The sequence below is a fragment of the Sporosarcina sp. P25 genome, from assembly GCF_002743235.1.
Classification (GTDB): Bacteria; Bacillota; Bacilli; order Bacillales_A; family Planococcaceae; genus Sporosarcina; species Sporosarcina ureae_B.
In genome coordinates, this window is the sequence record NZ_PDYV01000008.1 from 44,205 (window position 1) to 68,888 (window position 24,684).

The 24,684-nt window shown below is 37.3% G+C and carries 20 protein-coding genes; 6 read left to right on the forward strand and 14 right to left on the reverse strand.

Translation table 11 applies throughout. The annotated features are described in order from the left end of the window. Positions 1-12: 12 nt before the first annotated feature. Positions 13-1,572 (reverse strand): AMP-binding protein, encoded by a 1,560-nt coding sequence (locus CSV70_RS08785; protein ID WP_099628585.1) that lies wholly within the window; start codon positions 1,570-1,572, stop codon positions 13-15. A gap of 139 nt (positions 1,573-1,711) precedes the next feature. Here CSV70_RS08785 and CSV70_RS08790 point away from each other — a divergent pair, with 139 nt between their 5' ends. Then, positions 1,712-2,341 (forward strand): TetR/AcrR family transcriptional regulator, encoded by a 630-nt coding sequence (locus CSV70_RS08790; protein WP_099628586.1) that lies wholly within the window; start codon positions 1,712-1,714, stop codon positions 2,339-2,341. A 165-nt stretch (positions 2,342-2,506) separates the two neighbouring features. Here the strand turns inward: CSV70_RS08790 and speB are convergent, their stop codons facing one another. After that, positions 2,507-3,439, reverse strand: coding sequence for an agmatinase (gene speB / locus CSV70_RS08795; RefSeq protein ID WP_099628587.1), 933 nt, complete (start codon positions 3,437-3,439; stop codon positions 2,507-2,509). Between the two features lie 22 nt (positions 3,440-3,461). Then, complete coding sequence (locus tag CSV70_RS08800; RefSeq protein ID WP_099628588.1) at positions 3,462-4,697, reverse strand: sodium/glutamate symporter; 1,236 nt, start codon at positions 4,695-4,697, stop codon at positions 3,462-3,464. Between the two features lie 200 nt (positions 4,698-4,897). Here CSV70_RS08800 and CSV70_RS08805 point away from each other — a divergent pair, with 200 nt between their 5' ends. Then, positions 4,898-5,794: a LysR family transcriptional regulator gene (locus CSV70_RS08805; protein WP_099628589.1), complete on the forward strand. Its 897-nt coding sequence runs from the start codon at positions 4,898-4,900 to the stop codon at positions 5,792-5,794. A gap of 259 nt (positions 5,795-6,053) precedes the next feature. Here CSV70_RS08805 and CSV70_RS08810 read toward each other — a convergent pair whose 3' ends face one another. The 6 genes from CSV70_RS08810 to CSV70_RS08835 form a co-directional block, all read right to left on the reverse strand. After that, positions 6,054-6,329 (reverse strand): hypothetical protein, encoded by a 276-nt coding sequence (locus tag CSV70_RS08810; RefSeq protein WP_099628590.1) that lies wholly within the window; start codon positions 6,327-6,329, stop codon positions 6,054-6,056. A 224-nt stretch (positions 6,330-6,553) separates the two neighbouring features. Continuing rightward, positions 6,554-6,727 (reverse strand): NERD domain-containing protein, encoded by a 174-nt coding sequence (locus CSV70_RS16910; RefSeq protein WP_369822352.1) that lies wholly within the window; start codon positions 6,725-6,727, stop codon positions 6,554-6,556. A gap of 22 nt (positions 6,728-6,749) precedes the next feature. Beyond that, positions 6,750-7,073, reverse strand: coding sequence for a hypothetical protein (locus CSV70_RS08820; RefSeq protein WP_099628591.1), 324 nt, complete (start codon positions 7,071-7,073; stop codon positions 6,750-6,752). A 167-nt stretch (positions 7,074-7,240) separates the two neighbouring features. Next, the gene (locus CSV70_RS08825; RefSeq protein ID WP_099628592.1) at positions 7,241-7,660 is read right to left on the reverse strand and encodes a hypothetical protein; all 420 of its coding nucleotides are present in this window, start codon (positions 7,658-7,660) and stop codon (positions 7,241-7,243) included. Between the two features lie 375 nt (positions 7,661-8,035). Beyond that, positions 8,036-8,596 (reverse strand): hypothetical protein, encoded by a 561-nt coding sequence (locus CSV70_RS08830; protein WP_099628593.1) that lies wholly within the window; start codon positions 8,594-8,596, stop codon positions 8,036-8,038. Positions 8,597-8,739: 143 nt separating this feature from the next. Further along, positions 8,740-8,964, reverse strand: a complete 225-nt coding sequence (locus tag CSV70_RS08835; RefSeq protein ID WP_233191787.1) for a recombinase family protein — start codon at positions 8,962-8,964, stop codon at positions 8,740-8,742. Positions 8,965-9,238: 274 nt separating this feature from the next. On the opposite strand from CSV70_RS08835, the gene CSV70_RS08840 reads away from it, so the two are divergent. Then, positions 9,239-9,532: a hypothetical protein gene (locus tag CSV70_RS08840; protein ID WP_099628594.1), complete on the forward strand. Its 294-nt coding sequence runs from the start codon at positions 9,239-9,241 to the stop codon at positions 9,530-9,532. Positions 9,533-9,544: 12 nt separating this feature from the next. Further along, complete coding sequence (locus CSV70_RS16915; RefSeq protein WP_099628595.1) at positions 9,545-9,895, forward strand: transposase; 351 nt, start codon at positions 9,545-9,547, stop codon at positions 9,893-9,895. A 453-nt stretch (positions 9,896-10,348) separates the two neighbouring features. Here CSV70_RS16915 and CSV70_RS08850 read toward each other — a convergent pair whose 3' ends face one another. From CSV70_RS08850 to CSV70_RS08870, 5 genes are all read right to left on the reverse strand, one after another. After that, complete coding sequence (locus CSV70_RS08850) at positions 10,349-13,591, reverse strand: NACHT domain-containing protein (protein ID WP_099628596.1); 3,243 nt, start codon at positions 13,589-13,591, stop codon at positions 10,349-10,351. 368 nt (positions 13,592-13,959) lie between these two features. Then, the gene (locus tag CSV70_RS08855) at positions 13,960-17,124 is read right to left on the reverse strand and encodes a type I restriction endonuclease subunit R (RefSeq protein WP_099628597.1); all 3,165 of its coding nucleotides are present in this window, start codon (positions 17,122-17,124) and stop codon (positions 13,960-13,962) included. A 23-nt stretch (positions 17,125-17,147) separates the two neighbouring features. Then, positions 17,148-18,356: a restriction endonuclease subunit S gene (locus tag CSV70_RS08860; RefSeq protein WP_099628639.1), complete on the reverse strand. Its 1,209-nt coding sequence runs from the start codon at positions 18,354-18,356 to the stop codon at positions 17,148-17,150. Then, positions 18,346-19,938, reverse strand: a complete 1,593-nt coding sequence (locus CSV70_RS08865; protein WP_099628638.1) for a type I restriction-modification system subunit M — start codon at positions 19,936-19,938, stop codon at positions 18,346-18,348. Before CSV70_RS08865 ends, CSV70_RS08860 begins: the two co-directional genes overlap by 11 nt. Positions 19,939-20,115: 177 nt before the next feature. Then, positions 20,116-21,636, reverse strand: coding sequence for an S-layer homology domain-containing protein (locus CSV70_RS08870; RefSeq protein WP_099628598.1), 1,521 nt, complete (start codon positions 21,634-21,636; stop codon positions 20,116-20,118). Between the two features lie 277 nt (positions 21,637-21,913). On the opposite strand from CSV70_RS08870, the gene CSV70_RS08875 reads away from it, so the two are divergent. Both CSV70_RS08875 and CSV70_RS08880 read left to right on the forward strand, forming a co-directional pair. Beyond that, the gene (locus tag CSV70_RS08875) at positions 21,914-22,765 is read left to right on the forward strand and encodes a DegV family protein (RefSeq protein WP_099628599.1); all 852 of its coding nucleotides are present in this window, start codon (positions 21,914-21,916) and stop codon (positions 22,763-22,765) included. 440 nt (positions 22,766-23,205) lie between these two features. After that, on the forward strand, positions 23,206-24,681 hold the full coding sequence (locus CSV70_RS08880; protein ID WP_233191788.1) for a spore germination protein: 1,476 nt from the start codon (positions 23,206-23,208) through the stop codon (positions 24,679-24,681). The last annotated feature ends 3 nt before the right edge of the window (positions 24,682-24,684 follow it).

Here is a 24,684-nt window from a genome sequence, read left to right on the forward strand (position 1 = left end):
AAAGTCCCCCTTCTATTTAACTGGAATGTAATTTACCAACTTATTTTTTTGAATCTTGCCGACGGAAGTTCGTGGAAAATCATCTAAAAAATCAATGGAATCAGGGACTTTGAATTTAGCCAACTGTGCTTGGCAATGTGCCAGCAGCTCATTCTCCGTAACGTACATTTCTTCATTCAAAATAACGAAGGCTTTAATCGCCTCATCGCGCATATCGTCCGGCACACCGATCACTGCTGCTTCGTACACAGCTTGATGGGAGGCTAAAGCACTTTCCACTTCAATGGTAGCCACATTTTCCCCGGATCGCTTGATCATGTCTTTTACGCGATCTACAAAATAATAGTATCCATCTTCTCCAATACGGGCATTATCGCCTGTGCGAAGCCAGCCGTCCTGTATCGTTTCTTCGGTTGCCAGCTGATTCCGCAAATACTTTTTCATAATGGTGCGTCCCGGATGGCCTTTGACCAAGATCTGTCCCGAAGCGCCTTTTTGAACTTCATTACCTTGTTCATCGACCAACTTCACTTCGTACGCGAGAGTCGGTCTGCCAATGCTTTCATTCTTGCATACGCTGTGTAGCGGATTCATTAGCGGAATACCTATCGTTTCTGTCATCCCGTACAGCTGACTTAATCTGACATCGGCGAGTTCTTTAAAGCGGTTCAACTGTTCTGCCGCGACATTTTGTGCGAAGATAATTGTGTGGAGAGTGTTCTTGATTACGTTTTTTGATTCGTTTTTAGCTAAGATCATGCGAATAGGCGCAGCAAATAGTGAACCGACAGTAGCTTGCAGCTGATTGGCTTGCTCAAAATAACGGGATGCGCTGAACTTTTCGGTTAAAGCTATTGAAGCGCCAACGGTTAAAGCCGACATGGTAGAATAATATTGAGCGTTACCGTGGAACAGCGGAAGCACGATAAAGGTCCGGTCGTTGGCAGTCAGCTGTAAGTTTAACGCCATCTGTTCACCGACGAATAAATAGTTGGCATGCGTGACACATACACCTTTAGGTTTTGAAGTAGTGCCTGATGTGTATAGAATGGCGACGGTATCTTCATTATGAAGCTCAGGCAACGCATGCTTGCAACCGCTTTCAAAAATCAGCGCATCATCGTAGGAGAAATAACCATCAACAGGCTGGCTTCTTGTAAGCATTCTGTAACGGATGGCCGGGCAGTGTTTTCCCAAATCCGTGAACTTATCTAGATAAGGCTGTTCTGTAATCAACATCACAGAATCGGAATTAGAGATAATGTAGTTCATCTCACTCGTAGGAGATAAAATATTCGTAGGCACCATGATGGCCCCTATATTCGCCAAAGCAAACCAAATTGTATAAAATTCCAAGTTATTCGGCATGTGTAATGTAACATGCTCTCCTTTTCGGATTCCCAAGTGGAGGAAATATCGACTCAGCCGATCCACTTCATCCTCAAATTCTCTATAGGTTTTTTGTGAGACATGACGATCAGCGTCTTCGAATAAAAACAATGTCTTGTCAGGATGCTGATGCAATTTCTCATTTAACAGGTCACGAAGTGTTCTTTCGCCTACACAATCCATTAAATCCCTCCTGTTCATTTGAATAGACTGTAGTCTTAGACTATAGTCTATATATTAATTGAATGTTCACGAGTTTGTCAATATATTCTGAAAAATAGTTTTATTTTATGTTAGGTATAATATAATCGGGGGTATTGCAATGAAGAAATCGACTAGACAAATCCAGGCGGAGCAGACGAAGAAGCGCATATTGGAGACTGCGCTGGAGTTGTTTCGGAAAAAGGGATTCGATAATGTAACCGTAGATGAAATTGTGAAGAAAAGTGAAAGTTCCAAAGGTGCCTTTTATGGCCATTTCGGTTCAAAATATGATATCTTCATGGAAAAATTCAAAGAGATTGACCAATATTACAAAAAAGTTGTTTCCGTTATGCCGGAAGCATTAACGTTCAATGAAAAAGTGCTGTATTTAGTAAAACGACAAATGCATTACCTCGAATTCGAGTTGGGAAAAGACATGATGCGGACGGTCTATGTCAGCGGTCTTATGGAAAGAGAAGGCAATTTCTTTTCTATTCACGACAGAGAATTGTATACCATTCTGGATGATTTTATCGTCACGGCAATCGAAGAAGGAGATCTGCCGGAAGACACCAATAATAAAGTTTTGATCCGCATGCTTTCAAGATGTATGCGCGGACTGCTGTATGATTGGCTATCTTTGGGCAAAGAGTACAATCTAGATGCCGAGAGCAAGATGTTTTTTTCTACATTCCTGGCGGGACTTCAGTGTGGCAGAGTGGATGCTGTACCGTTTGAGGTGGAATGAGGTTAGCGGGATTATCGTATAACGGGTACCAGGTCCGCACACAACTCTAGTTCAATTCAGAATTGTTTATGATTTGTATCAGGACCTGGTACCCACACAAAAAAGCTATGCAACGAATAAAATATATTCGCTGCATGGCTATAGTAGTTTCTATCAGTTAGTATGCTATTCTTTGTTTTTAAGAATATGACCCATAAAGTTCAACATCGTCATAGCGGCTACCCGAGTTGTGGCACCAGTAGGATCATATTGAGGAGCAACTTCAACTAGGTCGAAACAAACCACGTTTCCTTTTTCAGCAATTCCAATTAAAATATCATTTAGGAAATCGAATGAGAAACCTCCAGGTGAAGGAGACCCTGTACCCGTAGCCAATGATATATCAAAGCAATCAATATCGATCGTCACATAGTACTTATCGGCTTTTGGAATTTTATTAAGTATGCCTTCTACGCCCAACTTAGCGGAATCGCGTGCTGAGATTAGCTCGCTTCCGTAAGCTTTTGCCGCGTCAAAATCTTCTTTTCGACTACTCCCTAATCCACGCAAACCGATTTGTACCATATCTTTAATATGATCCATCTCAGACATTCTACGCATAGGGCTGCCGTTTCCTAAAGTTTGCCCGCCTGGTGCATCTGACCAGTCTAAATGTGCATCTAATTGAATGACGGTGATATCTCCTTCATCCTTTAATGCGCGTGCAACAGGAATGGAAATCGAATGGTCTCCTCCCATAATTGCAGGAATGGCACCTTTTTCTCGGATTTTTGCTACAGCATATTCAATTGCAGTAAATGCTTGCTCTATATCTCCATGGATAACATCCGCATCTCCTGCATCCACGATTTTTACGTCTCCGCCTAAAAATACTTCATCCCGTTCTGGATCGTAAAACCCTGCACTGCCACGTGCGTAATGCGTGGACACTTCTCGAATTCTTCTAGGCCCAAATCGACAGCCGCTTAAAAAGCCGACGCCCGTATCATACGGAACCCCTAGAACTGCGATGTCTGCATCAATTTCTTCCCAGTCCGTGCAGATTGGATACTTAGCAAAAGAACAAATTCCTGTGATTGGCATATTAATTTTTTCCATTCTTTATTCCTCCATTACTAGTTTAATTTCCTAAAAGGTTTGCAAGAAATACAAATATAGGTACTCCGACGATATCTGTTAAAACTGTCCCCGCCACCGGGATAATGATAAACGCTTTCCTTGAAAAGACGCCATATTTCGTACAAATCGCATTCATTACAACCAATCCATTTGGCGTGGCTCCTAATCCATGTCCAATAAATCCTGCTGACATCACAGCCGCGTCATAGTTCTTCCCAAGTAATCTATATAGGATGAATACTGCAACTCCCATTGTCGCTAATGTTTGCAAAACAAGTATTACAGCTAAAGGAAGAGCCAGATCATACAGTTCCCATAATTTCAGTTTCATCATGGCCATTACTAAAAACATATTCAATGAAACATTTGAAATCATATCCATTGCCGTGTCTGTCATAGGCACCCATGACGTTCGCTCATTGATTGAACGGAAAATAATTCCTAGGAAAAGACTAAATATATGACCTGGGATGGAGAAGCCAGTGACATTTGTAATCCACTGTGCTGTAGGCAAACCGATGGACAATATTACAAAGATTAAAGAACCTTCTATGAGCACATTTTGCCAAGTAATCGCCGTCTTCTTCTCTTCAATCTCACTTGCAAGCGCATTCAAATCATCCGTGTCAGTTTGGATTTTCAAATTCTTTCTAGTGATCAGCCAATTGCCGACAGGTCCTCCGATTAACGAGCCTGCTATGAGTCCATAGGTTGAAGCCGCCATACCAATTGTCAGTGCATTTGATTCACCGAATGACTCAATTAATGGAGCCAGTGAGGCTGCCATGCCATGACCGCCCTGCATAGATGCCTGTCCTGCCATTAATGCAGAGAGTGGATTAATGCCTGTCAGCCATGCTGCACCGACACTAATACCGTTTTGCAAAATAGCCAGGAACCAACAAACCAACATGTAAATCAAAAGCAATTTACCGCCTTTTTTCAAAATCGACACGCCGGTAGACAATCCAATGGTTACAAAGAAAACATACATGAATAAATCGTAGAGTGTATTGTCGTATTGAAACTCAAAAAGCCCTAATTCATAAGCTCCCCACATTAATAGTGAAAATCCAAAACCTCCAATTACAGGCCCTGGAATGGAATACTTCCAAAGAATTTCATATCTCCTTACAATCCATGTTCCCAAGATTAGTAACACTGCCCCGATAGCAGTAAACGTAATCATATCGACATCCAGGATTAGCATTCCATTCTCACTTCTACTCGATGACATAGCAGTTCCTCCTTTCAATTTGACGCTAAACATCGCTTTTTGCTCAGGAGCTAAAGATAATTTCATAAAAAATGAAATTAAATGAATTAGAACTTTCTAAACACTCCATCTAGTTGAAATTGTATAATAGTAAATATATAATGTCTAATATCGAAATATTATAAATTGATAACTTATAGTTATAAAGAAGAGGTGTTAAAATGGACATTCGCTCTTTAAAGCATTTTCATACTATTGCAGCATGCGGACAATTTACAAAAGCCGCGATACAGTTACATATTTCACAGCCAGCTTTGAGCAATACCATCAAATCATTAGAAAAAGAACTGGGTTGTACATTGTTTGAAAGAAGTACGAAAAGTTTGAAATTGACCGAACCAGGAGAGATTTTGTATAAACATGCGGAGGATGTATTGGAGTTATTTGATAAAATTTATAAAGAGATGGAAGACGCAAGAAATGTAGGTAAAGGCAAGATCAATCTAGGAATGATTGAATCATACCGCTACTTTATTTCCCATATGATTGGAATTTTCAAGAGCAAATACCCTGCTGTATCGATGAAAGTGCGGGAATTAGGACCGAACGATATTGTAAAAAGTTTAGAAAGCTATGACATTCATTTAGGAATCACTTCTATAGCTAATGATCACAACAACTTCAAATATATACCTATCTTCCAGGAAAATTACGTATTACTAACACCTCCAGACCATCGATTTAAAAACCTGAACAGTATTGAAATCATCGATTTGAAAAACGAAACATTTATTCATAGCCTGGAAGGTTTTAAAATTAGAGAAACATTTATCAAAGCATGCGAGCATGTAGGCTTTTCACCGTCAGTAGAATTCGAAACAGAAAGCTTAGAAACTGCATGCAGCCTTGTGGAGAATGGACTGGGCATATCCGTTGTTCCAGAAAGCTTTCTCGCCCTAAATCCATCGAAAAGAAGAAACGTAGTCTTCATAAAAGACTTCGCTTCCAAGAGAACAGTATATTTAGTCTATCAGCCTGAACGCTATCTCCCCCCTCCTATTCAAGACTTTATTGATATCACTCTTCAGTTTTCTAATGAGATTATTGTTCGTAAGTGATGGATTATTGGATATTCGCTATCTATTCCATCACGTTGGACCGGGGGCTACAGCTTATTGCGTGAATCTTTCTTCCTCCCTAGAACCCCACCATCTACTGCATACTAGATCTCCCTCATGTATTAATTCAGATTGAAAAACCCACCAGCAACTGTATGCTGGTGGGTTGGTCATGTACATCAATGATAAGTACCTGTGTAAATTTCATAACTGTTTAAACAGTTATTTTTGTTTTTTACACAGGTACCTTATTTTTATATCAGGGTCGTTCTACCGAATCAATTCCACTAGCTGTTATTTTCAAAGCGATAACTCCATCACCTCTTGAAACAAGAGTAATATAACCCCGATCTCTTAAATAATCATACGCCAATGCACATTCAGAATCTAAACTTTCTTTAGATACTTCCTTCGCTTTTCCTTCCGAATCGAAATGATTATCATATAATTCGTTAAGTAACATCTTTCTGAGCATTTTTCTTTTGTTAGCTTTTAATTGTCTTGCGCCATCTTCTTCTCTAGTATTTTTTTTCAAAGTATTCACCTCCATCTGACAACATTCGGCAAAGAAAATGAATTACCTCTATTTAACACTCGTACATATGTTAGCTATCGTATACATATCAAATCGTATCGGTGATAGTACAAGCTTTTTTAACTAATCACCTTAAAGATTTCTTCATTTCACTCTTCCTCTAATTTGTGACCATAAATTAAGAAATAAAAGAGAATACAAGATGACCTAGCTTCATGCCGCAATCAAATGTTGTTCTTAGACAAGTTAAGAAGGCTTTTGAGCGCTTCAATATGACCGTAATTCTGCCGTATTGGATTGTAGAATTTCTGTCTGTTTTTATAGATGCCCTGCGTCAAATAATGGTACCTGTGCGTGAAACTTTCATGATTGTATAAACATTCACGTTTTTTTCTCATCACACAGGTACCTCGTTTTGAATCATAGATTTTTGACACTATCAAAAGGGTTCTCTTCTAACAAGTTTCTAACTGCATTGTCTACCGCTTCTTCTTTTGTGCTGCCCATCTTAATCGAGATCAGCTCTGGGTAGCCTTCATAATTAACAGTCGCACGATACTTCTCATTTATTGATGTGGTTTCACGATGAACCAGAACCTCAAACGCGTGATCATACAACTGCATTACTTCTTTTGGAGGTACAGGATCTTTAGTGTTCGGTTCGACCCGAGATGCCTTATTTTGTTTATCAATGATTACCCGTTGCTGCATAGTCTTCCCTGGCAAGTCATGTCGCCATTTCATTCAAATCAGCTCCTTTATAAGTATTTAACTTCTTTGGTGTTTACATACCGACAATCTTTTCACTATGGCATCGTTCTGGATGTATTCTCCATTCATACTTTAACACTTCCGTAATTTCCCGCAAAGAAAAAGCCGTTCAATTAAGAACGACCTTTAACGCAGACTTATTAAATATCCCAATGTGAAATATCAAACGTTCTACATTCACTAGGAGAGTGCGAGGAATCCATTTTCTCGATCACTCTTTCAAATCTACCTTCGGCTTTGAGTAACGTAAATATTCTTATTGCGTCACTTCTATCAATTCCGCATTCTTCAAGTTTATCCTCAATATCATAATAACCCTTAAGTTCACTTAACATCTTATTATCAGTAAAATACTCGTTTAGAACCTCAATTGCAGCATCTTCTTTTCCTTGAGAAATGAAACCTAAATCTTCTAGTTCGGAATTAACCACACGTTCAACCCCATTTAGTAAACCGTAAATAACATCATTACCCACGAAACAAGCATTGTCTGGCAACCTCTTTTGAATTCGATAAATTTCACCCAAAAGCTTGGCAGCCACTAATTTATTTTCACTCATATCATCACCCCCCTTACAATATTCGTCAAGTAAAGTGATATTCCTCTACTTTTCACTATATTAACAGAGTGATGTTATATCTTTAGCATTTTAATTTCCTACTTTTAATTAAGGCTAAGTAGTTTATTTTTAAAAAGGTTTAGGCTGATAAAATAATTTACAATTTATCGTTCATGCGAAAGCACGCATTTACTTACGAAAGAGCGATATAACTAATTTTTACTTAAATGCTATAAAGGCACTGTAACCATCAAGTAGAATCGGTTCTTACGTAATTTTGGAGAAATATACCCTATTTCAATGCTATGAAAACTTCATGATTGTTTAAACATTCTCGGTTGTTTCACACAGATATCTGTTTCTAAAATTTGCAAACTAACTGTTACCTCTATTATTTCTATATTCAGCTTCCAATTCATCTTTAACTTCGCACTCTAATGTCCAAGCGTTTTTTAAAAGAATCCTTTTATAACCGCATTTGGGGCACTTATACTTATATCTTCCAAAGTATGTCTTGTATACTTTCATTTCTCTGTAATCATTTTTACAATATGGTCCATTTATTATCCCTGCGTTAATATCTAAAATTTCGTTAGAGACATTGTTTTTACGCCTAACATAAGCATGTACTCTCCATTTAAATCCATAACCTTCTACATCAGCTTCTAAATCATAATTACCTCCGATACTATTAACCATTGGGTAGGGCATTTGTAACTGCTCAATCTTTTTTCTAATAAACCAACGTATTAAAATAAAAACAACTAATAACAAACCCCAATATATGAAAAATCTATAGTTAACAATTGTGGTTAAAAATTCTTTTAGTTTGAACTCTTTACCAAGCTGGATAAATTGAAGAGCATATGTAGTTAGGAATGAAGCGAATAAAGAAGCAATGACGCCAATAGTAAAATCCTTGAAACTAGAAATCATGTATATTCACCTATTCTCTTATTAAATAAACTAGTCTGCTTGCGTATGCTTAATTTCATTAGAAATCGGCAATATTTTTACGGTGAGTGCAACATTATCAGTCCACAGGGAGATGTTTTTCCTTAATCATCTCTCTCCCTTGTTCAAAATTTTATAAATCGTCTACGTCCAATCCCAAACTCTTTCGTAATATCTGAGGCACTTTCGCCACTGCTGAACAACTTTACAACATGTCGTTTCGTGTCGGCATCTATGGCAAGTCGTCCACCCATGCGCCCGCGCTTACGAGCAGCCTCCAATCCAGCTTTTATACGCTGCTGAATAATATCGTGCTCAAATTCGGCAAAGACGACAAGCATCCGCAACATAGCACGTCCAGTCGGAGTAGTTGCATATAAGCTATCTAATTATCTTAGTGCCCCCTAGCGTTGCATAGCTGTAAAATATGTGGTAAATAGTAAAAATAATTGATGAGAGTTGTTTGAAAAATAAAAAAGGAGCTCTTTCCTGTAAAATTAGAACTGACGACTAATTAGCTTTTAATCTACAGAAAGGAGACTCCTTACGAAAATAACATACCACAACTTAGTCTTTCGTCAATATCTATCCTTACTGCCAGAAAACAGATTAGCGTGTCCTTTGATGAATTACGAAGAGAAAAAGTTAACAGACTTTAACTTGGTCAAAATATTTGTCATAAGCACTTTATGCAAATGGGAAAGCCTTCGTGAAATCGAAGAAGGCTTTCGTTCGAAAAAACCAATGCAGAGAGAACTAGAGCTGAAATCCATAAGCTACTCACAACTTAGTCGTCGATTGATTAATCTAAATACAGCGGATTTAGCAGATTCAGATGCCGTGAATCATATCATCGATGAGGATGCTTTATATGTTATGGATCGGGGATATGCACACAAAACAAAAATAGGTGGTTAGCTTCAAAGGAACATTCAATTTCTCTTACGTGTAAGGAAAACATTTCGTGTGGAGACCATAAGGGCCTATAAACCTACACATCCCTATGTGAAACGAAATAATTTGGTTTCTATCCTAACAAGAAAAGAAATCTGTCAATACATTGAATTTGTAGATGAGGAAGGAACCACATTCCACCTGCTCACCAATCGATTGGATTTAAGCGAAACTAAAATACTAGAAACGTACAAGAATCGTTGGTATATCGAGCTGTTTTTTAAATGGATCAAGCAGCATTTGAGAGTGAATCATCTGTTCAGCCACTCTCCTAAGGGCATTTGGAATCAAATGTTTATCACTTTAATCACGTTTGCATTGATTTAAATCATTCGATTAATACATCAACCACAAAGATCTGTTTGGGGTTTTCTTCTTAAAGTCCGCCTATATATTTTTCAGCCAATCAGTCAATTACTGAGAATTTGTAATGGTCGTTTAAAGAAAAGCAAAGGTAGGCAGAAGTTTCCAGAATGCATTCCTATCATGATTGAATATGGTGAAGACTTTGCCATCGTGATGCCTAAAAGTAAGGAATATTATTTGAACAAGGAAAAATAGTGTTAAAAATCTAACAATTTTAAATTAGCAGAGTGATAGACCTTTTGTTTTTATAAAAGTATTATTTTGTATTAAATTGGTTTTATTATAATCTTTACAACGCTAGTGGGAACTCTGTTTAAATTTTATAAATCAGCAAAGTACCTTGGGGTGTAATCATCATTTTTCTAATTTAATATAGATTGTAGATTCCATTTTATATTTGTATAAGTCTTCGCATTAAACTCCCGATATTTCTATAAATTTCGAAAAACTAGAAAAAATCTCGTCAAAATTCTCACTAGCGATATCTAATTCATCAAGAAATATAGGAACGTTTCCTAGCATTTCAAATAAATTCGAAGGCATCCCTATACTGTAAATCTTACTACATATTGCAGCGTGTAAAATAGAATGCACATTAGTTAATAATATTTCCTGATTAAAATGTTGATATAATTCTAATTCACTAAAAGCATCATGAAATCCATCTGGTAAACTTGCTATTTCTATCGGAGATAGATTTTCATTGATTATAAATTGTATATCTTGTTGTGTTAAATAACCTTTTTCATAATTACTAACGGCATGATTTTTTTCATCAAAATCTATTTTACCAGTTATTTGAAAAACCCCTTTATACTCTTTAAAATCTTCGATATCAAAAGTTCCATTTTGCACCAATACTTTATATTGATGTTTTTCTAATAAACATAATACTTCCTTTGAATACTTAGAATATAACAGATTCTTCAATTTGTAATATTCAAAACTTTTACTATAACTATGAATGCGTAATGATTCAAAAAACTCTCTCTCAACAAGCTCAGAATTCAGCATATTTATTTTTTCTGGTGCTAATTGAAAAATATTCAAATTTAAATCTTCATTCTTAGGATATATTTCTTGAATAAAATAACTAAAGTCTTGATTATTTAAATTATCCACATAATCATTAAGAATATCCCTTATTCCTTTTTCTGATTTTGATTGGAACTCTTTAATAATTCCAACACTCTTTTTGATTTTCAAATATCCTTTTCTTTGAAAAACAATTAGAGGCTTCCAAATATTATTAACTGTATAATCTTTCCTCGCATAATAACTCGTAAACAGTCTATATATAGAGTTAACATCTATATATTTTTTCAAAAATAAGTTCAACCTTAAATAGTCTTTTATATAGCTTATTAATTGAAATGAATCCTCTTCTTTAAAGTGAATGATAAATTCTTCTAATGAAAGGTTTAATAATTCATTCTCTTCTTCTAGTAAACCCAATGTTTTTAATTGATATTTTACAGATTGCATTACTGATAGAGCAAAAAATTCCCGATGACCGTAGTCACTAAAGACTCTTTTTACAAATGTCGTTATATCTTCTTTGTGATCAATGTAGTCGTGTATTTTGTTCCTCCATAACTCAAATTCCGATTCTTTTGGAATCTCATTAATATAAAGTGCTACAAATATTTTTTCTATTAAATCTTTAAATTGTAATTCACTACTTTGATGTAGTAACATTTGTGCTTTATTAAAATCAAATGAATTTTTAAATACATCAAAATATCGATCTTCTGACTCAAGTTCATCTATAATATTTAAATAAAAATCTGAAGTATCATAGTGATTATTAGCCTCAACAATTTCAAGGGAAACATAGTTTCCTTCCTTAACAAAATATAGCATTCCAAAAAGATAGCCAGTACTTGTAATATCTTCTTCAGTGTAACCATTAAATATTAAAGATTTAATATAAATATGTAAAAACTCTTTTAAATTAGTGATGTGATCCCTAGCCAATATATTTATAATTAAACTAATATCATAATAATTATTTATTGTTAATTCGTTAGGAACAATATTTTTCAATGTAAATCTCAATTGAGTGTAGAACTCCTGAACCGCTTCAATATCAATTGTTCCTTTAAACCAGTTTTCAAAGAAATTAATGTCTGCATATTTTCTTATAATACCTAATTTTTCATTCTCGTCAAAAGAAAAATATAAATATCGGCTTATAAATTGTTTTTCCCCCGATATAATAGATTCATAAACCTTATTTTTAATTTCATCTATAATTTGTTCGACATTAGTATTTCCAGATAAAGAAAGTCTTAAATAAGTATTCAAACTATCATGTAGCAAGGAGATTCTATTCAATTTGATTTCAAATAAATATGGATGTTCATCTATTATTTGCTTAATAAAAATGGAAAAATGCCCTAATAAAATCTTCAATTCTGACATCATAAAATATGAATTGGATGATAAGAACAATCCTAAGGTTTCTTTATTACTGTACTTCTTTGTTATGACATCATAGTATTCATTAATAGTATCTAATTGGGGTAAATCTGGTAATGTTTTATTTATTTTATATGAATCAGCCGTAAACCTCACTAAAATCGGATAGCCTTGAGTTATTCTATATATTTCTTTACACACTGTATAATCAAATAAATGATACTGCTCATTTAAAAAATGACAAGTTTGATCAAAATTCCAGTTTTGTAATTTATAGATTTCCCAATTCACGGTATATTTTAATGGTCTAGATAGTATTATTACCTTAGCCCCGTCAGCCTCCATACTATTTATAAATTGAATATACTTTTCCAATTCATAAGGATTGTAATTTTCTACATGATCTAACCCATCTAGAATTAAGGTTATATTGTTAATTCTTAATTTGGAAATAATTTCATAAATGTCTTTTTTGACTAGCTTCTCAAAAATTCCTTTTATTAAATCACTTATAAAATTGTCATAGAGTAATCTATTTTGATAATCATAATCTTGATTCGATATCCAAAATCTATAGATTATTTTTTCTCCATTTACCTTTATATTATTAACTAAGTGACTTTTACCAATACCAGGCTTTCCTTCAATAAATAATGCCTTTTCTTTATCAATATGAAATTCCCTGACCTCAATAGTTGGATCTACTAGTTGATTAGAATAGATTTGTAAAACAGGTAGATCGTGAAGATTTATTACAAGTTCTCTTTCATCAAATCTCTTTTCAAAAAATGATTCGATAAGAGTCATCCTCGGTAAGTCTATTTCATAGAGTCTTTCCACTTTTTCCCTAATTTCTTCTCTAGATAAAGAAATTATATAAACATTATCAATCAAATAGCTTGGTAAGCCTAGTATTTCAGATTTACACTCAATATCAATTTGCTTAACAAAGATAATATTTCCAGTATCCGCCATTGAGTGAGGACTGGATTTAATTTTTGCTATTCCCTCACTTACAGTAATGTCAGATATCTGTATTGCTTTAAAATCTTTCATTTGGCAGTAAGTTTTAGTACCATCTTTATTAACGATTACTAAATCGTCAAATTTATGTTCAACATCTGCTTCTATTTCTATCCCTAAAATTTCTCTTTCTACATCCATCAGAGCTAATATATAAAAGGCCACTAGTTTTTGATACGAGTAACCAATAATAGAATTTCTTGCAACTTTCAATCCGAGCATCCCCCTATATTTCTATTTATATCTATTCATCCTCTCACTTTTAATCAAAAAAAGCTCCTCAATAAATTGGAAGCTTTTTTGAAGTCTATCTCTTTCGGACATACTATTAAAAATTACATAGACTTTGACTCCTTCAAAAAACATAATTCAGGTGATTGGCAATTGAATCCGTCAATTAGACTGAATTGAAGTGTGAAGACTTTACGATTTTCACCTAAAACTTTTGTATACTAGTTAACAGCTTCATTTTCGATTATATTGATTGTCTAAAACAAAAGTATCTGCGCACGAAAAATTTATGATCGTTTACACATACACGTTAGTTTTTAGCACGGGCACCCCATCTATACATTCACCACTTACCTCAACTCATCCCCCAAAGGAACAATAACCTCATTCAACACATGAATCCAATCACGCTTCATTTCCGGACCGTACTTCAACGGCTTTGCGCCTGGATTTTCAGCTTTATACTTATCAAATTCCTTACTATCGAGGATGCCCCGGATATTTGGAATGGTGTCTGATCCAACGGTGTATTGAAGGGCCGATAAATGAAGTTGATCTTCTTTTACAAACCATGTATTCGATTGATTTTCTATCGCTTCGTCATATGCCGATGTGAAATAGCGTCGCTTGACTGCGAAAATGTCTTCATCTTCTTCTACTTCCTTGGCGTCAATGGCATTTAGAATATCCATATAGACATTTTTTACGACATCCGTCTTATTTAGTTTCTGGAGAGCTTTTTCAATTTCTTCCCGGATGTCTGGGCTGTTCGCTGCGTAGGTTTCCAGTAAGCGGTCAATATAGGTCGAGTCGATGTCATACAACTTAATCGCGTTATCTCCATAGAACTCGATTCCTGAAAAGTCGGGATTGTCATCGGGATTTCCCGGTTCCCTTTCATCTGTCAATGAACCCTTTACGGTATTGTAGATCCCGACATATTCCACCAGCACTTTCACTTGATCTTGAAGTGCTTGTGATTTCTCCATATCGTCATTGTAGTCATCGTAGGTAACCAGCGCTTCATAGGCATTGTTCAACTCTTGGAAGGCTTTTACGAACTCAATGCGTTCTGCAATCGGTGAATGCTCGTCGATACTTTCAGGATTCGGTACTGAAGCAGTGAAGGACGAATGTGCTTTCTTGAAGCGTTTCTTCGAGTCTTTGTACGACGGATACACCAGGTTGGTTTCTTCTTGTGCTCGCGAGTACAGCTTTGTTGCCTCGTTCACATTGTATTCCATCGTCGCGGGCTTTCTAAATGTGACAATCAAGCCCTTCTTTTTCCCTGGATAGGTGCGATTCGTACGGGAAAATGCTTGAATCAAATTCGCATAGCTGAGATTGCGATCTACAAATAACGTTTGGACCGTAGGCGCATCAAAACCGGTCAACAGTCGGTCGACGACAATGACCAAATCGACCTGTTTTCCCAACTGTTTAAATTCAGCTCTCTTGCGTGCCAGTCGGTTGTTGATATCGCCATTGTACCGATTAATGTCTTCTATCGACCAAGAAGTTCCGTAATACGCGTTGTAATCCTTGATGATCTCTTTCATCTCGTCTTGATTCTCTTTGGAATCCTCTTCATTTTCCTGCAATGAATACGTGATCGCCACTCGCGGGAAATCAGGATCGTCAATGGTACGACCTGTTCGGATCGGATGCCCAGCGAACTCCTTCGTCAGCCAATCCGGATCACGCGTCATGTCCTTGATCGCATGATAGTATCGCTTCGCCATCGCAATCGAGCTAGTTGTTAGAATGGCAGACTTCTGGGGTCTCCCGTTTTCAAAATCAAATTTCGTGTAGGCATTATCGGGACGGAATATCTTATGCAGGACCTTTTGAATATGCTCGTCTTGTTCATAAGATGAAGGTTCAATATACGTTTCCCTTTCGATTCCGGTCATTTTATCGATTTCATCATTCACTTCATTGTCGCTTAGCGCTGCGTATTTATCTTTCGCACGCAATTGGGCAAAGATATAGTTAGTCAACGAGACAGGCTCAATCGTGTCTTCATGTTCGACTTGGAAGCCCAACACTGCTCCATCATCGAGGGCATTTTTAATCGTGTACGTATGCAGCACTTCACCGTACTGGTCACGTGTTGTACGCGCTAACCGACCTTTTGCTTGTTTCTTGTTCTCTTCAAAGATCGGGGTGCCCGTGAAGCCGAACCATGTAGAGTTAGGGAAGAATTCCTTGATCGCTTCCATTCCCTCAGCACTTAATGCACGGTGACATTCATCGACAATGAATACGATATGTTGGCCCATCAGTTTCTTGAAACGTTGCGACCCTTTCTGTTCTTCTTGTCTTTCCGCATAGCGCAAAGCCGCTTCCAACTTTTGACGCGTCGTGATAATGACCGTATTGGAATTGGCACTCGACAGCAACGTGTCACTCAATTCTTTGGAGCTGCCTGTCCCGACAATTAAACTATTCGACTTCGCCGTACCGGATGAAATACCAGTATTATATTCCGAAGCAAATTTCGTAAATTCACTTGTCGTTTGATTGTCCAAGTCTTTCCGGTCAATCAACATAACGGTACGATCGACGCCCGCTTTTCTCGCTAGTAGCTTGGTCGATACAAAGCTCGTCAACGTCTTCCCCGAACCTGTCGCGTGCCAGACATAGCCCGATTGATGCTTCATTGCCGACGTGAACAACGCCTCAATCGCATGAATTTGATACGAATGCAGCACCATCAACGCTTTATTGTCCTGGTCTTCACTAACGATCGTATAGTTCGCGATTAACCGATGAGCGTCCGGTATATTGAGAACTTGCTTGACGAACTCATAGAGATTGTCCACTTTCCGATTGTCTGTCGTACGCCAACTGAAGACGAACTTCTTGTGCATATCTTTTGGCATGGCATTCGCAAAGTAACGCGTCGTTTGTTCATTCGATATGACAAACATCTGCAATGTAGAAAAGATATTATTACGAAACAGTCCTTCTTCTGCATACTTCTTGATTTGATTATAGGCTTGATAGACACCATCTTTCGCAGTCGCTTGTTTCAATTCAATTTGCACGATCGGCAATCCATTGATCAACAACGTGACATCAAATCGACGGTCCCGGTCCTCTACACTCGTTTTCCCTTTCGCAATCTGATGAACGACTTCGTATGTAGAGATCCCGCCTCCTATATCTTGATTGGAGTACAGAACCAATGACATCGCCCCGATCGAAACATCTTCACGTTCGATCGTAATACGGGCAATGCCGTTCTCTCCCTTCAGCCACTTCGCCGCTTCAAAAGGCGTCTTCGTTTTTAGCAGGAGTTCGGTCTTGATCGTATCGAACTCCGTATCGGTCAACGGCGTTCCACCGATCTCCGCTAAATTGTTCTGGATAATCTTCTGCCGCAAGTTCTTCCATAGATCGTCTTCCGACTTGAGATCCGGACGGTAATTCCATTGGTTGTGTCCTTCTCCCAAGACTTCAATCAGGCGACGTTCTACTTCTTCTTCATCGTTATGAGGAATTTTCGTCATGCTTGTTCCTCCTTTCTAGCTGTTTAGACAAACATCTTTTGCAGGAATGCTTTTTTGGTTTGTTGTAGGGCTTCTAGTTCTTGTTCGTGTAGGGTGATTACTTTGTCTAGTTGTTTGAAGAAGGTACCGATAACCACTTGTTCTTCAATATTTTGCGGTATTGGAATTATTAAATCTTTTACTATAGAACCTGATAGGTTTCCTTGTCCGCCTTGTAAATAAGTACTAATAATTGATCTTTTCTGTCTTTTAAGCCATTGCATAATAAAATTCGAATTATTGTCTGACCTTGGCTTAATAGCTAAAATAGCTTGATTAATCGCTCCATTTATTTGTGATATACCAACTTCTCCACTAGTAGCACCATACAATGCATATAATATGTCACCTTTTTCAACGATTTTAGCTGAAGAATTATTAAATCCACTTTCTGTCAAGAATAATTCAGTATTACTTGCATTAATTTCTCCCGATCTTATAAATGGAATGATTCCACCATAGTATAATTTATTTTTTGCACTAGGCGTTCCACCAGAATATGATTCGGTAATTTCTCCAATTCTGCTATACTTCCAACTTTCAGTAAACCCCGGAAACCGAACTTCCGGCACTGCTTCCCCTTCTTTTGGAAACATTTTTTGCAAGAATCCTTGTTTTGTTTGTTTGAGGATGGTTAGTTCTTGCTGTTGAAGCGCAATAAGGTCATCTAATTGTTTGAAGAACTCTCCTATTTTAGTTTGTTCTTCTAGTGATGGTATCGAAGCTTTTATTTGTGCCAATGTTGGAAATTGTACTCTCTGTCTTTCAATTAACGAGCCAGTCGCATAAGATTTATACTTCTTTATCGCTAAAGGTGACTTAAGCCAAATATTAAAGTATTCTTTATTGTAGTTGATAATACTTTTCATAGTGATGTAATATCCTGATACAGCGACCTTTTTACCCGTTAGATTCAAATCTACTGCGCCTAGCGTCACATTCATTGGATTATAAATAAACTCGTTTTCTGAAACAGCTTTAAACTGATCCTCTTTTTTCACCAAGAACTCTCTGTTATAGCGTGCAGTTTTTGGCGTTAGTCCTTTTTCAACAGTAAGACTCCACAGCTCTAAATTTTCTACTTTAGGATTAACATATTCCGAAGTTTGTTCAAACACTTCTCCTAATTTCTGATTCTTCCACTCATCAGTAAAGCCTCGAAATCTTATTTCAGGGGATAAATTATTCTTCATCATCAAACACCTCTATTGCACCTTTAATCCAATCTTCATTCTTTAAATCAAAGTCAAGTGTAGAAATCAGCTCATGTATACTATGTTTAAGTTCTGATTTTTCTTTCCTAATATCGCTGATAGTTGAACCAATTAGCGCCATGTCTATCGATTCTTCCTCTTCAAAAGTATTAACATATCTAGGTATATTTAAATTGAATTCATTTTCTTCAATTTCTTCAAACTCCGCAAGATATGCATAATTCTCTATGTCTTCTCTTTTGTTATACGCATCAACAATCTTGTTAATATTTTCATTGTTAAGTTTATTTTGATTCTTACCTTTTACAAACTCTTTACTCGCATCAATAAATAATACATCACGTTTAATACGGTTCTTTTTTAAAATAATTACTGTTGTTGGGATATTCGTTCCAAAAAACATATTTGCTGGCATACCAATTACCGCATCTATATTGCCGTCTTCCAATAACTTCTTACGAATAACACCTTCCGCAGCGCCACGGAACAACACGCCATGTGGAAGAACGATCGCCATGGTTCCTGAATCTTTCAAGTGATACAATCCATGTAACAAAAACGCAAAGTCTGCTTTCGATTTCGGTGCGAGTCTTCCGTATCGATTGAAACGAGAATCATCCAGGAATGTTTCATCTGCTGACCATTTCGCTGAATACGGTGGATTCATTAACACTGAATCAAACGTATACGGTTCTTCTGTTGGCCAGTCTTTGTTCAGCGTATCCCCGTTGCTTAAACGCATGTCTTCCTTGTCTACGCCATGCAAGATCAAGTTCATCTTTGCCAGGTTGTATGTGGTCGTGTTTAACTCTTGTCCATGATATTTGACGCTTTCGGGATGATTGATATAGTTCCGGACGTTCAACATCAACGAGCCGGATCCCATTGTCGGGTCATATACGCTGAATAACTTTTTTTCCTCTTGTCCAAATGCCGCAATACGTGCCATCATGACGGATACTTCGTGTGGTGTATAGAATTCTCCTGCTTTCTTGCCCGCTTCGGAAGCGAACTGACTGATCAAGAACTCATAAGCATCCCCAATTACATCTCCACCATGTCCCAATAGATTGATTGGATTCAGCTTCTTGATCACTTCTGTAATCGTAATATTGCGTTGTTGTGGATCTGATCCAAGCTTTTTAGACGTCAAGTCTACGTCATCGAATAAACCATTGAATTGTTCGTACTTTGTAGACAAGTCGATAAACGCTTTGTTCAAGTCGTTTAATTGGAATGTGTTTTGTTTCGCTTGATTGGTGAGGACGTTGAACAGGAAGTCCGGTTCAATGTCGTAACCTAATGTATCCACCAGTGTTTCAATCAAGTCATCTTTTACGTCTTCATCTACCAGTAGATTTCTATATAACTGAGTTTGCTTATCTGCTGTATCGTATTCTTCTAGTGATTCATCAGCTAGCTCCACTACTTTTACCAACAAACGATCGGACAAGTATTTGTAGAAGATTAAGCCTAATAGATAGTTTTTGTATTCTGATGCGTCCATTTTACTGCGCAAGTTGTCGGCAGCACTAAATAATATCGTGTTCAATTCAGCCATTTTTTGTTCCTCGCTTTTCTGTAATTGTTTTTCTGTCTTTTGATGTAAAATCCATCTATCCTTATGATACCATATCAAAATATCCTACTATATTAGTAAAACAAAAATACCCATGCAAGAAACAAACATTCACGTTTGTTTCCCACACAGATACATCATTTACCTACTCGAATTCATTCACTGATCAGAATAATACACAAATACTTTCTCCGCAGAAACATTCACTATGCCATACATTTCCTGAACATGAATGTACATCCCCTCTGTATAACCAGCCAATCCATCACCCGGCTGTCCTAGAATACCCGAAACGATGTTTTCAAACTTAATTTCAACGGTACCTATACTCTTGGCTGTAGCATGAAACACATTTGTGCCAGGCGTTCGGGTCACCGTAGCAATACTTTCCGCATTCTTTGTCAAGATCGTATGCTTACCGATATTTTTTGCGGCTTCGTGATCATAGGAATAGTCGTGTTCAAATATCTTTTCTGCATCAAATGTATAAGACAATCTTTCTCTTAATGTCTTGATCTCATAATTGAAGTAATTATATTTTGGTAGTTTGGCTTCAATGGCATAGCGTACTTCATTGCCTCCAGCGAAGCGCACAGTTGCAATATATTCTCCTGGCTGATTGATCTTGATGCACGTTTCATCGCTAGAGGAGCATTTATTGAAAGTGGCATCAGTAGCTATCAATTTTCCTTCTACAGTGGAAAGACGGACGCTTTTAACTTTTTCACCCGTATCCACTTCCAGCTCCGCTTCTGTCGGCAAATAATCCTCCGTCTCTTCCAATGTGAGTTGCAGTTTACCGTTCACTAGTTTAGTGTGCACGAAGAATTTTTTATCGACTCTTTTTTCATTGCTTGTGGAAGAGTCATTCTGCAACATGGCGCCCGTAATATTAAGTGTTCCTTTTCCTTCTTTCAACGGAAGGAGTTGAATTTTCGTTTTGGTGTAACCGGGCTTGCCATAGACGGTAATCGACTCGTACAAATCCGTGTCCGTCTTCCATATCACATCATAGAGTATATCCACTCCCACATCGGCAGCGCTTATAGTCGTCATCGCGGGTTTTACCTCTTCTGTCGTTTTGATTAATTTCGCAGCCTGTCCTCTAGTCACAGGTTCATTCACGCTGAATTTGTCAGGCGACGTGCCCGTAGTAATCTTCATTTTATAAAGAATCAAGATGTTTTGGCCATGGGATTGCAGGAAACTGACATCCTTGAATGGGTTGTGGATTTCAAATGGACTATAACGCGGCAAATCAAACGCTTTGACGAGAATGGACGCAAACTGGCCTCGTTTAACAGGATCATTGGGTCCATAGCGTCCATCTTCGTATCCGCCGATAATCCCGGCTTCCGCAAGTGCGGCAATGGCGTTGTAGTAGCCATTTGCCTTCGTTACATCTTTAAAGCCTGGATTTTTCACATTGTTCATATCTAGTTTAATCATCTTCGCAATAATCGCGGCAGCCTGTCCTCTTGTAATATTATTCCCTGGCTTAAACGTACCGTCCGAATAGCCTCCTATAATATTGCGCTCTGCCAATTCATTGACTGCTTTCGCAAAGTGCTTCGTCGCTGGCACATCAGGAAATGGTTGTTTGCTTGCGGCCACGCTGGATAAAGGCGAGCTGCACGCAATCAACAATGCACCGACTATCGCCAGTAATTTTCTTTTCATTTACTCTCATCCTCTCTAAATTATAGAATCTATTCGTGTATTCAACGTATAGACGCGGAAATGGTGTAATAGTTTCAAAATCAAAATACCTATACTAGAAACAGACATGAAAGTTTCATATAATAGGTACTGTTTTTTACAAAATAATCAGTATATTGAACAAAAAACGTTTTACATATTCCATTAATCTAAGCATACATCACCCATCTATCCTGTATAGTTAAACTAAACTCAATAACCACACAACCAATAAAACATAATCAGGAGGCGACCCACAGTGAATAAAATCATCCTAACAACCGAAAGCGGTGCCGACTTACCGGATTTTCTAGCAAAGAAACACAACATCCATGTAGTACCCATGCACGTCATCATGGATGGCCAGGACTACTTAGATGGTCATCTGCCTGTACAAGAAATATTTGATTTTTATGATCGCACAAAGAAAATACCTTCTACCGCTGCCACGAATACTCACGAGTACCAAGAGTTCTTCAAAAGGATTCGAACGGAATTTCCTGATCGTACAATCGTTCATATAGGCTACACATCAAAAGCATCTATTTCCTATCAAAATGCGTTAACAGCAGCGGAAGATATAGAGGATATTTATTTAATCGATACATTAAACGTTACAGGCGGATTAACTGCGGTGATTATGTATGCGGTTGCTTTGCTGGAGGAAGAACCTGAAATGGATCCTGTCCACTTGCTAAAAAAAATCGAAGCTAAGGTTCCAAAAGCGAGACTTGCCTTCCTTCCGGGTAGCTTAGATTTTTTACGAGCTGGCGGACGAGTCAGCAATATGGCGTATCTTGGCGGGGCTTTGTTAAAAATCAAACCATGTATTGAATTAGTGGAAGGAAAGCTCGTTTCCACTAAAAAATATCGTGGGAAAATGAATAAAGTTGCTGAAACTTTACTGCATGATTATTTACAGCAATACGATATTGATCGACAACAAATATATTTCATATACTCAATCGGACTTAGTGAAACTATCAAAGAACGAATCAATGAAATCGCATCGGAAAAAGGATTCGAAAATATTCTTTGGATGGAAGCGGGCGCTATGATTTCGTCACATTCTGGTCCTGGAGGATTTGGGATTGCGGGGATAGAGGTTTAACGACAAAAAGGTACCTGTGTTATACAGGTACCTTTAATTATGTTGAGCTCTATCTAATAAAGCACAAATACCTTCCTCAACAACAAACGAGCTCCATTGCCATCAGTGAAGGTATTTTCCAACCCGCTATGGAGAATTGCAGCTTCGTACACAACTATAGATCGGTTACTTGTTTTTCATAAAAGAACTCTCATCTAAACCCTTACTGAATATAATTCCAAACATCTTCCACAGATTCATAACCGAAAATATTAGACAATAACAACTCCAATTCAATCGAGTCCGCTCACATTATCGCTTCTTTAATGTCTACTTGTGCCTCTGCATCTTATTAATTTAGTTTCGTATATTTAAAGCTTAAAAAGCCAACAATGGAATTAATACCGAATTTTACCGTTCTTCCAAAAATGCTTTTTAACATATAGAAGTGAGGAATGTACATGTTTTGGAAAAAACAACAGGATGAAAATAAGCCTGTTTCTCAATCTAACGCAGAATCAGAAATATCAATAGAGACTCTAAAAAAAGCCCTCGTTCAAATGGATGATGCGGAATTTGTGGAAATTAACATTTCTGAAAATCAACATGTTGATCTTATCTACGTAAGAACTCTGATTGACCAAGAAAGATTAAATGAAAGCATTCTAAAACCTTTATCTAACTGTTCCAAACAATCCATTCAGGAATGCAATGTTCACTCAACAATAAACCCCATTTCCACTTTTAATGAGGCAAAAAAGCAGCTGTTTAAAGGTTCTGTTTTGTTATTTGACTCTTCGTCAAATCTTTGGTTCGCTATCCCTTTAGAAAATCCACTTGGACGTGCAATTGAACCATCCGATACTGAAACCATCCTTTTAGGAGCAAAAGACAGCTTCAGTGAACAGCTAGAACAAAATATTACGCTCATTCGTAGGCGTCTTCCAACACATGATCTGAAAACAGAGAAGTTCACCGTTGGTTCTTTAAGTAGGACAAATGTGGTTTTATTGTACATAGAAGGGCTGACCAATCCAGAATTTGTTTCAACCGCCAAAAAGAAGATTTCGGAAATTAATTATGATCTCTTATCTGATTCTTCTCAAGTAGCGGAATTCATGGAGGAACATCAAGATAGTATTTTTCCTCAGTTTCAGCAAACTGACCGACCTGATGTTGTTGCTTATTCTCTGGGATCAGGAAAAATTACGATTCTGGTAGACAATACACCTTTTGCTCTCGTTGCCCCAATTACTTTTTTTCATTTGTTCCAATCACCAGAGGATTATATTAATCGATGGGTAGTTGCCAGTTTTTTGCGCATCATCCGATATGTAAGTTTTATTCTGTCTATCACATTGATCCCATTCTACGTGGCATTAACAACTCATCACTATCAAATGATTCCTTTACAAACACTTTTCGTCTTGGTGGAGTCAAGGAGCAAGCTTCCGTTCACTCCTTTTTGGGAAGCATTTATCATGTTGATTTTTATTGAAATTATAAAAGAAGCAAGTTTAAGGATGCCAACAAAGACTGGTCAAACGCTTGGGGTTATTGGGGGCATTGTAATTGGTCAAGCAGCAGTTGAGGCTGGTATGGCAAGTCAGGTGTTAATTGTCATGGTAGGGATTTCAACTATCGGATCTTTTCTTGTTCCTAATTACCTTGTGACAAAGGCAAATTCATTGATTCAATTCATTCTTCTTATATTTTCTTCGTTTCTTGGGATAGTAGGGATTGTTTTGGCAATGATTGTAATTTTAGCCCACCTTAATGGCTTGTCTTCACTCAAGCAGCCATATTTATCTCCTGTTGCCCCTTTCTACGGAAAAGATTGGCTTGACCTATTCATTCGAGGGCCTTTAGTCAAAATGAAAGAGCGTCCAGAACATCTTAAACCGCTGAAGATGAAGAGATATCAAACTAGGAGATGAACT